Source organism: Sinorhizobium fredii USDA 205 (genome assembly GCF_001461695.1).
Classification (GTDB): domain Bacteria; phylum Pseudomonadota; class Alphaproteobacteria; order Rhizobiales; family Rhizobiaceae; genus Sinorhizobium; species Sinorhizobium fredii.
Genome location: NZ_AUTC01000002.1, coordinates 144,229 through 160,411, shown reverse-complemented (window position 1 = coordinate 160,411; position 16,183 = coordinate 144,229). Strand labels below are relative to the sequence as shown.

The following is a 16,183-nucleotide window of genomic DNA, read 5'->3' as shown; positions in this document are numbered from 1 at the left end:
TTATTGAAAGCTTATCGCCGGGTTCAACCTGATTTAAAGGTTGTATTCAGCGATTCAGGATTGAGAAATTCCGCTCTAAGTCTGAAAATCGATGGCATCATTCGCATGGTAGGGGGCGGGCATTTATGGCGCAAGTGGCCGACATGCAGTTCTACGGGAGCCTGCCGCTCTTCGAAGAGTTCGAAGGCGTGGCCGACGAGGCGAACTACCGGCCGCTGCCGGAGGGTTGGTCGCTGGCCGTTGCCGATATCGTCGATTCGACCGGGGCGATCGCGGAAGGACGATACAAGAGCGTCAACATGGCCGGCGCCAGCGTGATCTCGGCCCTCATGAACGCGCTGGAAGAAAGAGATCTGCCTTTCGTCTTCGGCGGCGACGGGGCGCTCGCCGCCATACCCGCGGCCTTGGCGGCAAAGGCGCGCACGGCTCTCGCCGCGGCAAAGACCTGGGTGGCGGAAGAACTCGGTCTCGAACTCAGGGCCGCGCTTGTTCCGGTCGCCGACATTCGCGCCAAGGGTCTCGACATGCGCGTCGCTCGCTTCAAGACGAGCGAGGAGGTTTCCTACGCGATGTTCTCGGGCGGTGGCGCAAGCTGGGCGGAAGCCGAGATGAAGGCGGGCCGCTACCAGATCGACGCTGCGGCGCCCGGAACCAGGCCGGACCTGACCGGTCTGTCCTGCCGCTGGAACCCGATCGTCTCCCACCACGGCGCCATCGTGTCGATCATCGCGGTGCCTGTTGCGGGTGGCAACGGGCCGGAATTTCAGGCGCTGATCGCCGACATTGTGGCGCTCGCCGAGGGCGAGGAGCGGGGCGGCCACCCCGTCCCGCAGAATGGGCCCGAGCCTCGCCTTTCGATGCGCGGGATTGCCATGGAGTCCCGCGCCAGGGCATCACCGGGCAAAAGCTTCCTCGTCTGGCCCTGGATCGCGCTGCAGAGCGTACTTCTGTTCGTGTGCTTCAAGATCAGGCTGAATATCGGCAGCTTCGACGTCACGCAGTACAAGCACGATCTCGCCGAAAATTCCGACTTCCGCAAGTTCGACGACGGCCTGAAGATGACGATCGATGTCGGTGCCAGGCGACTGACCCAGATCGAGGAGCGACTGAAGCGCGGCGCGGAGCAGGGCGTTTGTCGCTACGGGCTGCATCGGCAGGAATCCGCGCTGATGACCTGCATCGTGCCGTCTCCCATGAGCCGCGACCACATGCATTTCATCGACGGGGCGGCCGGCGGCTACGCCATGGCGGCGCGCAATCTCAAGGCAACGCTTGCAGAAGACGGGCCGCAAGCCCGCGCGGTCACGCCTTGACGACGTGATCGGCAGCGAGGCCGCGACGCGCGAAGGCGTTGCGGGTATCGATGATCAACGGCGCCCAGTCGCGAAGGGCGGCATAATCGATGGCGTCATGGTCCGTTGCGACGAGCACGGCATCGAAGCTACGCACCGTTTTTTCCTTGAAGACGATCGACCGGCGGCCCTTGAGTGAAATGTGCTCGCGGGTCGAGGGGATTTCCTCGACGTGCGGATCGTAGAAGGCCGCCTTGCCGCCGCGCTCTTCGATGAGTTCGATCAGCCGGAGCGAGGGGCTTTCGCGAATGTCCGGCACGTTCTTCTTGTAGGCGAGGCCGACGATCAGCACGTTGGAACGGCTGAGTGCCTTGCCTTGCCTCAGGTCGAGCGCCTCGGCAAGCCGCGTCACGACGTGGCGTGGCATGGCCGAGTTGATTTCTCCCGCAAGCTCAATGAAGCGCGTCGGCAGTTCGTATTCGCGCGACTTCCAGGTCAGATAGAACGGGTCGATGGGGATGCAATGGCCGCCCAGCCCCGGGCCGGGATAGAACGGCATATAGCCGAACGGCTTCGTCTTTGCGGCGTCGATGACTTCCCAGATATCGATGCCCATCGCCTCGTAGACGACCTTGAGCTCGTTGACGAGGGCGATATTCACCGCCCGAAAGATGTTTTCCGTCAGCTTCACCGCCTCGGCCGTCGCGTTGGAGGAGACCGGCACGACGGTCTCGACCACGGCGGCGTAGAAGCGTTCCATCAGCCCTGCCGCGAGCGGTCCGTCGCCGGCCACGACCTTCGGGATGCTCGCCGTCTCGAAGTTCCGGTTGCCGGGATCTTCCCGCTCCGGCGAGAAGCCCAGGAAGAAGTCCCCACCCGATTTCAGGCCCGTCTCCTCAAGGATCGAGCGGACGATGCCGTCGGTCGTGCCTGGATAGGTGGTCGACTCGAGAACGACGAGCTGGCCCGGCCGCAGGCAGGCGGCGATCGAGCGGGAGGTCTTTTCCACAAAGGAAAGATCGGGGTCCCGATGTCTGGTGAGCGGCGTCGGTACGCAGATGACGATCACGTCGCAACCGCCGAGCTCGGCAAAGTCGGTCGTCGAGCGAAAACGCCCGGCCCCAGCCTCCCGGGCGAGCGCATCGTTAGAGACGGCCTCGATATACGAGCGGCCTCCGTCGAGCGCGACGATCTTTGCAGGATCGATGTCGAAACCAATCACCGGAAAACCTGAGCGCGCAACCGCGATGGCTAAAGGCAGGCCGACATAGCCCAGGCCGATGACACCGATTCTGGCGGTGCGCGCGGAAATCGATTCGAGCAGCCTGTCGTGATGAGGGGAGGTCAAGGTCGTTTCCGAATTTGTTGGCGAACAAGCCGTTTTGCGAGGGGCGGCCGCGCGAGTTGGTTTCGTTTGTTGGCGAGAAAGCGGCGCCAAGTCAAGCGCGGGCCTACAGCGCCGTTCGTCGTTTCAGACGCATAAACGACGCTGTAGCGCTTCGAATTGCTGCATGCTTTTATCCTTAAATCGGCTGCGACTTAAGGGCACATGCAGTAGCGTTCGCCGATAACCCCGACAATTAGAGGGTGTATTCGGAAGGGCCATCCCGTGTAGCATTCACCTGCGATTAAAATTGCGGACGTCTCTGGAAATCGGGCTCGGCGGTGAATATCTGCAGACATAACGTGGCGATCCGATCGCTGCGTGCGGCCGCCGTCAGATGCGGTCGGAGCCATTCTTTACTGACGGGTGCCACAGCCAAATGCTGCCGGGACAGGCGAGTTCGTTCGCCAGTTTCCACCGGCGTGCTGGCGGTATTCGCCATTTGCGACAAATGAGGATGTGGAATGAGTGCGATCAACGACAATGTTTCCGAAATCCTCCTGGACAAGGTCGCGGATTGGCTGATGCGGACGTCGCTGAGCGACGAATCGCTCGAGACGATCGTGCGTGGTTTCTGCGAGCGCCTGGCAGCCGCCGGCCTGCCGCTCATGCGCGTCCATCTGTCCTTCTCGATGCTTCATCCGCTTTACGACGCGCTCGGCTTCACCTGGTGGCGCGGCCGCGGCGTCGAGGTGAGCGGCCTTCGCCACGAGGAACTGGCGCTCAATCCCGATCGGTTCCTCAAGAGCCCCTATTATTATCTGCTCAGCAACAACCTCGATCATGTGCGGCGGCGCATCGATCCGGCTCAGCCTTCGGAGTTTCCGATCTTCGATGAACTCAAGGAGCAGGGGGCGACCGACTATATCGCCTTCATGCAGCCGCTCGGCGCCGTCTCCGAGCATGGCATGGTCGGCTCCTGGACGACGGATCGCCACGGCGGCTTCAGCGACGACGTCATTGCCGCCTTGCTGAGGCTGCAGAACCACCTGGCGATTGCCGCCAAGGTCGCCGTGCTTGGCAAACTCGCCGACAACATGTTGACCACCTATCTCGGGGCCAATGCCGGGCGGCGGGTCCTGAGCGGCCAGGTCCGCCGGGGCGACGGCGAGACGGTTCGCGCGGTCCTGGTCATGGCCGACATGCGCGACTCGACCGTTCTTGCGGAGAAGGAGGGCCGGCAAGCCTATATCGAAACGCTGAACGGCTTCTTCGACGCGATCGCAACGCCGTTCAACCGCCACGGCGGACAGATCCTGAGCTTCGTCGGCGACGGGTTCATCGCCGTCTATCCCTGCGGCCGGCACAAGGAACCTTCGGAGCTGGCGAGCCGCGAAGCCTTCGCTGCAGTCGGCACGGCGCGCGCCCGCGTCGCCGCTCTCAACGCCGAGCGGAAAAGGCAGGGTCGCGAACCGATCGGCTACGGCGTCGGCCTGCATGTCGGCAACGTCATGTTCGGCAATGTCGGACTGCGGGACCGGCTGACCTTTTCGGTTTTCGGTTCGGCCGTCAACGAGGTGCAGCGGCTGCAGAACCTGACGAAGAAATACGGCCATAACGTCGTCGCGAGCGAAGCCTTCGTCAATTATTGCGGCGGCGACTGGCTGACGCTCGGGCAGGAGACGTTGCGCGGCGTGCGCCAGAAGTTCACCGTGCTCTATCCAAAGGATGCCGCCCTTGCCGCCGTCGCACAGGAACGCGACGATCAGGCGGAGGATGGACTTTCCGAAGCGGAGCATGTCATGCTGCTTTACCGCAACAAGATCGGGCCGCCGGGGCCGCGCGGCCTGATCGATAAGATGCTCCAATGAGGGATATATGTTTCGCGTAGCTTTGCTGGCCGCCACTCTTCTCGTACCGAGCATCGCAAATGCTCAAGCGCTGCAGCAACAACCGCCTCTGGAGCAGAAGCTGGTCGACGGTTTCGAAGGGAATGACTTTGCGCCCGAGGGCGGCCTCTACTATCGCGAGAATTTCGAGCAGAGCGCCGGAACCGTCGAGTTTCAGAGTGGGGTCAAACGAACCGGCAATGGCGGGCTGAAGCTCAGCGTCGTGCCGCATTGCCCGACCTTGGACGACGGCTGCAGCGAGAGGGCGGAAATCTGGGAAAAGACGGCCCTGCGCGTCCCCTACGATCAGGGCGTCTGGTATGGCTTCGCCGTCAAGTTCGAGGACCCCATTCCGAGCGGTGACCATCGATATCTGATCGCGCAGTGGAAGCGCGAGATCGACCCCGGCGCCGACGGGGATTTCAGCCCTTTTCTGGCGCTGCGCATGGACCTCGGAAAGCTCTTCGCCACGGTCGAGACCAATTATCAGCCGCCGGTGTCCACCGGACCGGAGGGCACGCCGGCCCGCTGCGGACCGGGTGAGGTGCCGGCCTGGGTCCGGCCAGACGTCAACCAGGTGCGCATCCTGGTTGCCACGGATCCAAACTGGACGACGCCGGATAGCAGCCTATTCAATTCCTGTACCAAGGCGGTGACGGTCACCAGTCATGGCAATGCTCTCCCGGAACCGAATTCCGGCTGGATCGATTTCGCGATCTTCACAAAGCCTGGGCCGGATGGCACAGGGCACATAGAGCTGTTTGCCAATGGTAAGCCGATCATAACGGTCAAGGGGCATATCGGCCACGCCGACAAGGGACTGGGAGAGAATCAGTATTTCAAGTTCGGCCCCTATCGCGCGGCCGACACGACCGATTGGACGCTCTATTACGACGACTTCCGCCGCTCGCCGCGCTGTGCCGATGTCCTGACGGACGGCGTTTGTCCCTTTCCTTGAGATCCGGCGTCGGCTTCCGAACCCTGCCTCGCCGCCGCCCCGTGGTATGCTGGACAGCCTGCGGAAGCTAAGCTACTGTTTCGCCAGTGGCGTACGCTACAGCGCCGCGGGGCTCAGGGTCGCTGTGACACTTGAAATTGCTGCATAATACCGTGCCGGACGGCAAGGTATCGTGCAGGAGGGGTAATGAGGGTGGTGTGTTGCAATGACTTCAGCAGCGGACCTGCTAAGGGTTGAGGGTCTGCGGATCACATTCTCCGTGCTTGGCGGCGAAGTGGAGGCCGTCCGGGGAGCGAATTTCAGGATTTCGCCGGGCAAGGTGACAGCGCTCGTCGGCGAGTCCGGTTCGGGCAAATCGGCGATCAGCCAGGCGGTCATGGGTATCCTGCCGAGCGTCGCCAAGGTAAGTGGCCGGGTCCTGTTCAACGATACGGCAGCCGGGGCAAAGCCGGTCGATCTGCTCTCGCTTGAAACCGATGGAAGCGAGATCCAGGAGATCCGCGGCGCGCGCATCAGCAAGATCTTCCAGGAGCCGATGACCTCGCTCTCGCCACTCCACAGGATCGGCAACCAGATTTCCGAAGTGCTGCAGATCCATACGGACGCAGACAAGGCGGAGCGGCGGGCGCGCACCGAGGAGCTTCTGGGCGATGTCGGTTTCGCCAATCCGAAGCGGGCCTATGACATGTACCCCTTCGAGCTTTCCGGCGGAATGCGGCAAAGGGCGATGATCGCCATGGCGCTGATCTGCCGTCCGGCACTGCTGATCGCCGACGAGCCGACGACGGCGCTCGACGTGACGGTTCAGGCGCAAATTCTGCAGTTGCTGCGCGAGCTCCAGTCCAAGCTCAACATGGCCATGCTGCTGATCACGCATGACCTTGGGGTCGTCGCCAACATGGCCGACGAAGTCGTCGTCATCTATCACGGCGATATCGTTGAGGCGGGGCCGGTCGACGCGATCTTCCGCAACCCGCAGCATCCCTATCTCAAGGGGCTGATGGCGGCCGTGCCGCATTTCGATATGAAGCCGGGCGAAAGGCTGAAGGCGCTTCGCGAAGTGCCGGTCAAGGCCGGGACGCTTCTTGGACGCCAGGGAGCCACGAAAGCCACCGGACCGGACGTGCTCGTCTCGGTTCGCAATTTGTGCAAGACGTATTCGACGCGTTCGTCCGGCTGGTTTGGCAGCGGCAGCACGTCGCGTCACCGCGCCGTCGATGATGTCAGCTTCGACATCCGTCGCGGCGAATGCCTGGGGCTTGTCGGTGAAAGCGGCTGCGGCAAGACGACCGTCAGCAAGATCCTGATGCGCGCGGTGACGCCCGACCAGGGTTCGGTCACCTTCGACGACGGGGAGGGCGCCGTCGACGTCCTGAAGCTCGATGGCGCAGAACTCAAGGCACTGCGCGCCAAGATCCAGATGGTTTTCCAGGATCCGGTCTCGTCGCTTTCGCCGCGAATGACGGTCAAGAACATCCTCAGCGAGCCGCTCGAGATCCACGGGCGGGGCAACCCGAAATCGCGGGTCGAGACCGTCCGCTCCCTGTTGCAGGCGGTCGGCCTCGACCAGCGGTTCATCAATCGCTATCCGCACAGTTTCTCCGGTGGTCAGAGGCAGCGCATCGGCATCGCCCGGGCGCTCGCGCTCGTTCCCCAGCTCCTGATCTGCGACGAGCCGGTTTCGGCTCTCGACGTTTCCGTCCAGGCCCAGATCCTCAACCTTCTCAAGGATCTGCAGAAGGAACTCGGCCTGACGATGCTGTTCATCTCGCACAACCTCGCGGTGGTCGATTATATGGCCGACCGCATCGCCGTGATGTGTGCGGGGCGGATCGTCGAACTCGCACCGCGCGAGGTGCTGATGCGCAATCCGGTTCATCCATATACCAAATCGCTGCTGGCAGCCGTACCCTATCCCGATCTGGATCGGAAACTCGACTTCGACTCGCTTCAGGCGAGCGGGGGCTCGGACCAGCGTCAGTGGGGAGCGCAATTCTCGGACGGCGGCGAGGAGAACGCTCTCTTTCCGGCCGATCTCGGCGGCGGTCACTATGTGCTCGCCCGGAAATCGGCAGATGCAAGGGAGTTACGCTTGTGATTACCCGAAGAACAGCACTCGCCATCCTCGCTTCCACCGCTCTGCCGAAGGTTTTGCTCGCCGCCGCGGGCGGGGCCGACGCGCTGGCGCCGCTTGTCGCCGAAGGCAAGCTTCCGCCGGTGAACGAACGCCTGCCGAAAACGCCGCGGGTGATCGATATCGCGGCGATGGGTCGACAACCTGGCCAGCATGGCGGGACAATCCGCAGCCTGATCGGCAGCGCCAAGGACATTCGTCTGATGACGATCTACGGCTATGCCCGGCTGGTCGGCTATGACGAGACGCTCAAACTCCACCCGGACGTGCTGGAGCGCTATGAGACGGTCGAGGACCGGATTTTCACCTTCCATCTGCGCGAGGGGCACAGGTGGTCGGACGGCACGCCGCTGACGGCCGAGGACTTCCGCTACTGCTTCGAGGACGTGCTGCTCAACGAGGACCTGTCACCAGCCGGTCTGCCCACGGCGATGGTCATGGACGGCGAGGCGGCGAAGTTCGAGGTCCTCGACGAACGCACGCTGCGCTATTCCTGGGCGGTGCCCAATCCGGACTTCCTGCAGAAACTAGCGGCGCCGCAGCCGCTGGTTCTCGCCATGCCCTCCGCCTATCTCAAGCAGTTCCACAAGAAATACCAGGAAGAGGACAAGCTGAAGGTGCTGATGAAGGAGGAGAGGGTCAAGAAATGGCACCAGCTTCACCAGCGCATGGCGCGCTCCTATCGGCCGGAGAACCCGGATCTGCCCACCCTCGACCCGTGGCGCAACACCACGCCGCTGCCGGCCGAACAGTTCATCTTCGAGCGCAATCCGTTCTTCCACCGGGTTGACGAGAACGGCCTGCAGCTACCCTACATCGACAAGTTCGTGCTCAGCGTCAGTTCGTCGGCGCTCATTCCGGCAAAGGCGGGGACCGGCGAGAGCGACTTGCAGGCGGCGGGCATCGACTTCATCGACTATACCTACCTGAAGGATGCGGAAAAGCGCTATCTCGTGAAGGTCAAGCTGTGGAAGAAGACCTCCGGCTCGCGCCTGGCGCTGCTTCCCAATCTCAACTGCGCCGACCCGGTGTGGCGGCCGCTCTTGAGAGACGTGCGGGTCCGCCGCGCCCTGTCGCTGGCGATCGACAGGCGGGAGATCAACAAGGCGGTCTTCTATGGGCTGACGAAAGAGAGCGCCGACACGGTCCTGCCGGATAGTCCACTGTTCCGACCCGAGTTCGCGAACGCCTGGATCGCCCATGACCCGGACCAGGCCAATGCCCTGCTCGACCAGGCCGGCCTTGCAAAGCGCGACAGCGACGGCATCCGCATCCTGCCCGATGGCCGCAGGGCCCAGATCGTCGTGGAAACGCCCGGCGAAAGCACGCTCGACACGGATGTGCTGCAACTCATCACCGACTATTGGCAGAAGGTCGGTATCTCGCTCTTCATTCGGACCTCGCAGCGCGACACCTTCCGCAGCCGGGCCGTCGGCGGCGAGATCACCATGTCCATGTGGTTCGGCATCGACAACGGCGTGCCGACGGCGGACATGAATCCGGGCGAACTCGCGCCGACAGCCGATGACAAGCTGCAATGGCCGGTCTGGGGCCTGAACTACATCTCGCACGGCGAAATGGGCGAGGCACCCGACCTGGAGCCGGTCGTCGAGCTTCTCGCCCTGCTCAAGCGCTGGCGGCACTCCGCCGATGATGCGGAGCGGGCGGACATATGGCGGCAGATGCTGTCCATCTACACGGACCAGGTCTTCTCGATCGGCCTCGTCAACGGTTCGCTTCAGCCGATCCTCGTCACGACGAGGCTGCGCAACATGCCGGAAGAGGCGCTTTGGGGCTTCGACCCGACGAGTTACTTCGGTGCCTACAAGCCGGATACGTTCTGGCTGGAACAGGATAGCTGAGATGCTGCGGTACATTCTCTGGCGTATCGCAGTGATGGTGCCGACCCTGCTCATCATCTCCGCGCTCGTCTTCACCATCATCGAGCTGCCGCCCGGCGACTATTTCGAAAGCTACATCGCCGAGCTCAGGGCGCAGGGCGAAGGCGTCGACATGGAACAGATCGAGTCGCTCAGGCAGCAATACGGCTTCGATCAGCCGCCGCTGCTGCGCTACATTTATTGGGTCGGAGGCATGCTGCAGGGCGACTTCGGCTATTCCTTCGAATATGAGTTGCCGGTGGGCGAGGTTGTCGGAGACCGGTTGTGGCTGACGATCCTGGTCTCGTTCTTCACGATCATCTTCACCTGGATCATCGCCTTCCCAATCGGTATCTATGCGGCGACCAACCAGTACAGCTGGGGCGATTACGGCCTTTCGCTGATCGGCCTCATCGGCATCGCCATCCCGAACTTCATGCTGGCGCTGATCCTCATGTATTTCGCCAATATCTGGTTCGGCACGTCGATCGGCCATCTGATGGATCAGAAATACCTGTCCGAACCAATGAGCTGGGCGAAGGCGAAGTCCATCCTCGAACACATCTGGATCCCGGTGATCATCGTCGGCGCCGCGGGCACCGCCGGAATGATCCGGCGGCTGAGAGCCAACCTGCTCGACGAACTGCAGAAGCAATATGTCGTGACCGCCCGGGCCAAGGGCCTTTCGCCGACGCGAACGCTCGTCAAATATCCGCTGCGCATGGCGCTCAACTTCTTCATCTCGGACATCGGCTCGATCCTGCCGGCTATCATTTCCGGGGCGGAAATCACGGCGATCGTGCTTTCGCTCGAGACCACCGGGCCGATGCTGATCAAGGCGCTGCAGAGCCAGGACATGTATCTCGCCGGATCGTTCCTGATGTTCCTGGCGTTCCTCACGGTCATCGGCGTGCTGATTTCCGATTTGGCGCTCGCCGTCCTCGATCCCAGAATTCGCCTGCAAGGCAGGAGCACCAAGTGACGTCACCGATTCCTGCCCCCGGCGAGCCGCTAGCGCATTACGTGTCGACGGCGCCGTTCGATCCCTATTCCGTCGAGGTGATGACGGAGGAGCAGGTGCGCGTCAATCAGGCGTCGCAGCTGCGGTTGATGTGGTGGAAGTTCAAGCGGCACAAGGTCGCGCTGGCGTCCGGCATCTTCCTGGCGGCGCTCTACGGGATGATTGTGATCTGCGAGTTTCTGGCGCCCTACAATCTGCACACCCGCAACATGGATTTCATCTACGCGCCGCCGCAACGCGTGCATTTCTTCCATGATGGCTCCTTCGTCGGTCCCTTCGTCTACGGGCGGACGATGCAACTCGACATGGATACGCTGAAGCGGAACTACACGGACAATCCAGCGGACATCCAGCCGATCCGCTTCTTCTGTCGGGGCGACAGCTACCGCTTCTGGGGCCTGTTCGAGAGCAACGTGCATCTGGTCTGCCCGGCGGAAAACGGCCAGATGTTCCTGCTCGGCAGCGACAGGCTGGGACGCGACGTCCTGTCGCGCATCATCTATGGCGCGCGGATCTCCCTGACGATCGGGCTGCTCGGCATTACCGTCAGCTTCGTGCTGGGGATCGTCATCGGTGGCCTAGCCGGCTATCACGGCGGGGTGTTCGACCTTGTCGTGCAGCGTTTGATCGAAGTTCTTCAGTCGATACCGAGCATTCCGCTCTGGCTTTCCCTGGCGGCGATCATGCCGGCGACATGGAGCCCGATCCTCATCTATCTCGGCATAACCGTCATTCTCGGCCTTCTCGATTGGACTGGCCTGGCGCGTGCCGTCCGCTCCAAGCTGCTTGCGCTGCGGGAAGAGGACTACGTGCTCGCCGCTCAGTTGATGGGCGCGAAGAGCAGCCGCATCATCGGTCGGCATCTCGTGCCGGGCTTCATGTCGCATCTCATCGCCACGGCAACGATCTCCATTCCCGGCATGATTCTCGGCGAGACGGCGCTCAGCTTCCTCGGCCTCGGGCTGCGCCCGCCGATCACGAGCTGGGGTATTCTGCTGACGGAGGCAAAGAGTGTGAGCGTGATTGCCTTCTATCCTTGGCTGTTGTTTCCGACTATACCGGTCATTCTTGTGATATTGGCGTTCAACTTCCTGGGAGACGGGTTGCGCGACGCCGCAGATCCCTACAAATAGCCCCGGTATCGCTAACCCCGGTATCGCCGGTCGATCCAAGTAGGCGCTGCAGCGGACTTGGTGTTTTCACCTATGAGAGAAAGGTTCTTCGCATGATACGGCGCTTCGAAGATGCCCGGATTCTCATGTACAGCCACGACACCTTCGGCCTCGGTCATCTCAGGCGCTGTCGGGCGATCGCGCATGCGCTCGTCGAGGACTATAGCGGGCTGCAGGTGCTGATCGTGTCCGGCGCTACCATCGCCGGCGCCTTCGACTATCGGGCCCGCGTCGATTTCGTGAAGATCCCGAGCGTCATCAAGCTCAGGAATGGCGAATACACGTCGCTCGACCGCCACATCGATCTGCACGAGACGCTGAAGATGCGTCAGTCGATCATTCGCTCGACCGCCGAGAGCTTCCAGCCGGACATCTTCATCGTCGACAAGGAGCCGATGGGACTGCGCGGCGAGGTCGAGGATACGCTGACCTATCTGAAGACCCACGGGACGAGGTTGGTTCTCGGGCTTCGAGAAGTCATGGATGCCCCGCACCTGCTCGAGGAAGAGTGGAAGCGCCGCGACACCATGCGCAAGATCGAGCAATTCTACGACGCGATCTGGGTCTACGGCCCGCCGGATTTCTACGACCCGCTGGTCGGGCTCGACGTGCCGGCGGCGGTGCGCGACCGCATGAATTTCGTAGGCTTCCTGCAAAGAAGCGTTCCGCATGACGGATTGCCCGATCACAGGCCGGAGGGCGAGTATATTCTGGTGACGACCGGGGGCGGCGGCGATGGCGCCGAGCTCATCCACAACGTCATTCACGCCTACCAGCAGGATCCGGGCCTGACGCACAATGCGCTTGTCGTCCTCGGTCCCTATATGCCCGCCAAGCAGCGCAACAAGTTGATCCGCAAGGGCGGACGTATTCCGTTCATCAAGATCATCGAGTTCGACAATCGCATGGAGGAACTTGTTGCGGGCGCCCGGGGAGTCGTATCGATGGGCGGTTACAACACCTATTGCGAGATCCTGTCCTTCGACAAACCGGCGCTCATCGTGCCGCGGCTGCAGCCGCGTGAGGAACAATTGATTCGGGCGCGGCGTGCGTCCGAACTCGGCCTTGTCGATATGTTGCTGCCGCACGAGGCGGAAGACCCGCTGCGCTTCGCAGCGGCACTCAAGGCCCTGCCGCAGCGGGCGGCGCCCTCGTCTAACAGGAATGGCCTGAGGCTCGAAGGCCTCGTCCATATCTCCGGGATTGTCGGGGAATGGCTCGATCACCGATCGAAGGAACATCTGAGCATCGTCAAGCGGACAAGCTGAAATACCCGTGTCGCAAACTCGAAAGATCGCCGTTGTGCTGAAGGGCTACCCACGCCTTTCCGAGACCTTCATTGCCCAGGAACTGTTGGGCCTCGAAAGGGCAGGGCACGACCTAGTGCTCGTCGCCCTGCGGCGCCCAACCGACGCGAAGCGTCATCCCGTCCATGACGAGATCCGGGCCAAGGTATTCTATCTGCCGGAGTATCTGCATGACGAGCCCTGGCGGGTGTTTCGCTCGCTGATGAAATCGCTGCCCAAGGCCGGGTTCTGGCGGGCCCTGGTGCCCTTCATTCGCGATCTCGGACGCGACTGGACGCGCAATCGCTTCCGCCGCTTCGGCCAGGCGCTGGTGCTTTTCGCCGAGTGGCCGGCAGAGGCGCGCTGGCTGCATGCGCACTTCATCCATACTCCCGCCTCCGTGACGGCCTATGCGAGCATCATGGCCGGCGTTCCCTGGACCTGCTCGGCGCATGCCAAGGATATCTGGACTTCATCGGATTGGGAGTTGTCGGAGAAGCTGGGACGGGCGCGCTGGACGGTTACCTGCACGCGCAGCGGCTTCGAGCATCTCAAAAGCCTGACGGACGAGAAGTCCCGCGTGCATTTGAGCTATCACGGCCTCGATCTGCATCGTTTCCCGAGCTTCGAAGGCGATCACTCCAATCGCGACGGATCGGATGCCAGCGATCCGGTGCGCATCTTGAGCGTCGGCCGCGCCGTTGCCAAGAAGGGCTACGACGTCCTGCTCAAGGCGCTGTCGCTGCTGCCCGCCGATCTCCACTGGCGCTTCGAGCATATCGGCGCCGGCGATCTGACGAGGGAGCTCCGGACGCTCGCCGAGCATCTCGGCCTTGCTCCTCGCGTCACCTGGCACGGCGCGCTCGACCAGAAGGACGTGCTCGCACGCTACCGTGCAAGCGACATTTTTGCGCTCGCCTGCCGGATCGCGGTCGACGGCGATCGCGACGGCTTGCCGAACGTGCTGGTCGAGGCGTCGAGCCAACGGCTTGCCTGTGTTTCGACGCGAGTATCCGGCATTCCGGAACTGCTGAACAATGACGAGAACGGCCTTGTGGTGCCGCCTGAGGATCCACGCGTTCTCGCTGCGTCGCTCGAGCGGCTCATCCGCGATCCGGCCTTGCGCAGGAGGCTTGGGGCTGCGGCCGAACGGCGCGTGCGGGCCGAGTTCGATCATCACTCGAGCGTCAGCCAGTTGAGCGGCCTTTTCGAAAGCGAATGGAGAAAGTCTCCTTGAGCAAGCGTCGCGTTTTTTTCTATGTGCAGCACCTGCTCGGCATCGGGCATCTGGCAAGGGCGAGCCGCATTGCAAAGGCCCTGCTGGCGCGCGGCTTCGACGTGACGATGGTGACCGGCGGCCTGCCCGTCCCTGGCTTCCCGCAAGAGGGCGTGAGAACGATCGTGCTGCCGCCGGTGACGGCCGGCGACAAGGGTTTCTCCGGCCTCGCCGACGCCGAGGGCAACCCGGTCACCGCGGCCTTTCAGGAGCATCGCAAGGGTATGCTACTCGAAGCGCTTCGCTTCTCGGAGCCGGACGTCGTCATTATCGAGGCTTTTCCATTCGGCCGCCGGCAGATGCGCTTCGAGCTTCTGCCCTTGCTTGACGCGATCGAAGCAATAGAACGCCGACCGCTGGTAGCGACGTCGCTGCGCGACATCCTGCAGGAGCGGGTAAAGCCGGGGCGGGCCGAGGAGACGGTCGAACTGGTGAAAAAGCACTTCGACCTCGTGCTCGTCCACGGCGACCCGGCCTTCGCTCGACTCGAGGAGACCTTTCCGCTTGCAAGTGAGATCGCCGACCGGGTGGCCTATACCGGCCTTGTCGCTCCACCACCGCCGGACGACCCCGCCGAGACGTTCGATGTGCTTGTTTCCGCGGGTGGCGGCGCCGTCGGCAAGGAACTCATCGGCGCCGCGCTCGGGGCCGCCAGGATTTTGCCGCAAGACCTGCGCTGGTGTCTGGTGACCGGCCCGAACCTGCCACGGCCGGATTTCGACGAACTCGCCGCCGCAGCACCGGACGGCGTCGGCCTGTTCCGTTTCCGGCGGGATTTTGCGAGCCTCCTTGCCGGCGCGCGCCTTTCCGTCTCACAGGCCGGTTACAACACCGTCTGCGATATACTGCGCGCCGGATGCAACTCCCTGCTCATTCCCTTCACCACCGGCGGCGAAACGGAACAGAGTACGCGCGCAATGCGGTTGGAGAGGCTTGGCCTCGCCGCCGTTCTGCCCGAGGAGGGGATCACCCCGCAGGATCTCGCCCGGCAGGTAGGAACGTTGCTCGCTCGTTCGAAGCCCGAAATCCCGCCGCTCGACCTCGACGGAGCCGACAGCACGGCGACGATCCTCGAGGAGCATCTGAAGCGGATGGAAGGCGTCAGATCGAGCCGATCAGCATGAAGCGCGTGTATTTCCTCATCGGCAGCGCGCCGGCGAAATCGACGCGGGCAAGGCCGGCCTTGGCTCGGAATTCATCGAGCGAGGAAACGCAGTTTATGTGGCTCGGCTCGCTGAAATAGTCGTTCGACTGCAGCAGCACGCGGGTGCCGGAGGGGACGAGGCGGAGCCATGCGCCGAGGTCGGCGATATGCTCGCAACTCGTATTGACCACGAGGTCAGCCTCCAGGCTGCGATAGTCGATCGCATACATGTCCGCGGTGATGGCGCGAAATCGGTCGCCGAAACCGGAATTCAGCGTGCGCGCCACCAGTTCGACCGCCGGGTCGATGTCGAAGCTGTCGATCGCCTCGATGTCGAAGCGGGAATCTTCGAGAAGCATGGCCGGCAGAACACCGTACCAGCCGCCGAGAACAACGATTCTGCCATAGGCGGAGCCGGCATTCTTCAAGAGCTCGTCGCGGGCCCAGAGCTTGCACTGAACCTGCTTGTGATTGAAGGCATTGGCGATGTTCGCTTGCGGGTGTTTCGCAATAACCCTGGCTATGCCTCCGACGAGTGAGCTTCCCGTATAGGCGGCCAACCCTCGCGCGAGGTCGTAACCGTTTTCGTGCCAATCGTTGGAACTGTGCGGGGAGTGGCTGGCATGCGTCATGCGGCTGTTGTAAGCTCAGGGCCCGGCAAGCGCAAGGCGCGCAAGAAAGCCGCGACTGGAAGGAGTTTGCTTGGCCGGTCAAGCGCTTGACATCGAGTACGCCTCTGCTCTCATGGCAGGCAGTCACGAATTCGCGGAAAAGGCGCACGCCATTGAAGATCTGGTGGAGAGGAAC

Annotated in this window: 12 protein-coding genes; 10 read left to right on the top strand and 2 right to left on the bottom strand. The window is 62.6% G+C overall.

What is annotated here, in order from left to right; translation table 11 throughout:
* Positions 1-125 precede the first annotated feature (125 nt).
* Positions 126-1,313 carry a DUF3095 domain-containing protein gene (locus tag N181_RS02040; protein ID WP_037430269.1) on the top strand — a complete coding sequence of 396 codons (1,188 nt, stop codon included), beginning with the start codon at positions 126-128 and terminating at the stop codon, positions 1,311-1,313.
* Here N181_RS02040 and N181_RS02035 read toward each other — a convergent pair.
* Positions 1,303-2,640: a nucleotide sugar dehydrogenase gene (locus N181_RS02035; RefSeq protein WP_037430271.1), complete on the bottom strand. Its 1,338-nt coding sequence runs from the start codon at positions 2,638-2,640 to the stop codon at positions 1,303-1,305. The two genes, N181_RS02040 and N181_RS02035, sit on opposite strands and share 11 nt — an antisense overlap.
* A gap of 500 nt (positions 2,641-3,140) precedes the next feature.
* Between N181_RS02035 and N181_RS02030 the strand changes: the two genes are divergently transcribed.
* The 9 genes from N181_RS02030 (at position 3,141) to N181_RS01990 (ending at position 15,356) form a co-directional block, all read left to right on the top strand.
* A complete protein-coding gene (locus N181_RS02030) occupies positions 3,141-4,487 on the top strand; it encodes an adenylate/guanylate cyclase domain-containing protein (RefSeq protein WP_037430272.1) in 1,347 nt (448 codons plus the stop codon).
* 7 nt (positions 4,488-4,494) lie between these two features.
* Positions 4,495-5,463, top strand: a complete 969-nt coding sequence (locus N181_RS02025) for a polysaccharide lyase family 20 protein (protein WP_037430279.1) — start codon at positions 4,495-4,497, stop codon at positions 5,461-5,463.
* Between the two features lie 205 nt (positions 5,464-5,668).
* Positions 5,669-7,561 (top strand): ABC transporter ATP-binding protein, encoded by a 1,893-nt coding sequence (locus N181_RS02020; protein WP_037430281.1) that lies wholly within the window; start codon positions 5,669-5,671, stop codon positions 7,559-7,561.
* Positions 7,558-9,459, top strand: a complete 1,902-nt coding sequence (locus tag N181_RS02015; protein WP_037430284.1) for an ABC transporter substrate-binding protein — start codon at positions 7,558-7,560, stop codon at positions 9,457-9,459. The genes N181_RS02020 and N181_RS02015 overlap by 4 nt, the downstream gene beginning before the upstream one ends.
* Before the next feature lies 1 nt (position 9,460).
* A complete protein-coding gene (locus tag N181_RS02010) occupies positions 9,461-10,459 on the top strand; it encodes an ABC transporter permease (RefSeq protein ID WP_037430286.1) in 999 nt (332 codons plus the stop codon).
* On the top strand, positions 10,456-11,631 hold the full coding sequence (locus N181_RS02005; RefSeq protein WP_037430290.1) for an ABC transporter permease: 1,176 nt from the start codon (positions 10,456-10,458) through the stop codon (positions 11,629-11,631). Before N181_RS02010 ends, N181_RS02005 begins: the two co-directional genes overlap by 4 nt.
* 92 nt (positions 11,632-11,723) lie before the next feature.
* Positions 11,724-12,938 (top strand): glycosyltransferase family protein, encoded by a 1,215-nt coding sequence (locus N181_RS02000; protein ID WP_037430293.1) that lies wholly within the window; start codon positions 11,724-11,726, stop codon positions 12,936-12,938.
* A gap of 7 nt (positions 12,939-12,945) precedes the next feature.
* Positions 12,946-14,193, top strand: a complete 1,248-nt coding sequence (locus N181_RS01995) for a glycosyltransferase family 4 protein (protein WP_037430296.1) — start codon at positions 12,946-12,948, stop codon at positions 14,191-14,193.
* Positions 14,175-15,356 (top strand): glycosyltransferase family protein, encoded by a 1,182-nt coding sequence (locus tag N181_RS01990; RefSeq protein ID WP_037430298.1) that lies wholly within the window; start codon positions 14,175-14,177, stop codon positions 15,354-15,356. Before N181_RS01995 ends, N181_RS01990 begins: the two co-directional genes overlap by 19 nt.
* Here the strand turns inward: N181_RS01990 and N181_RS01985 are convergent.
* The gene (locus tag N181_RS01985; RefSeq protein ID WP_037430300.1) at positions 15,334-16,008 is read right to left on the bottom strand and encodes a class I SAM-dependent methyltransferase; all 675 of its coding nucleotides are present in this window, start codon (positions 16,006-16,008) and stop codon (positions 15,334-15,336) included. The two genes, N181_RS01990 and N181_RS01985, sit on opposite strands and share 23 nt — an antisense overlap.
* Positions 16,009-16,183 lie beyond the last annotated feature (175 nt).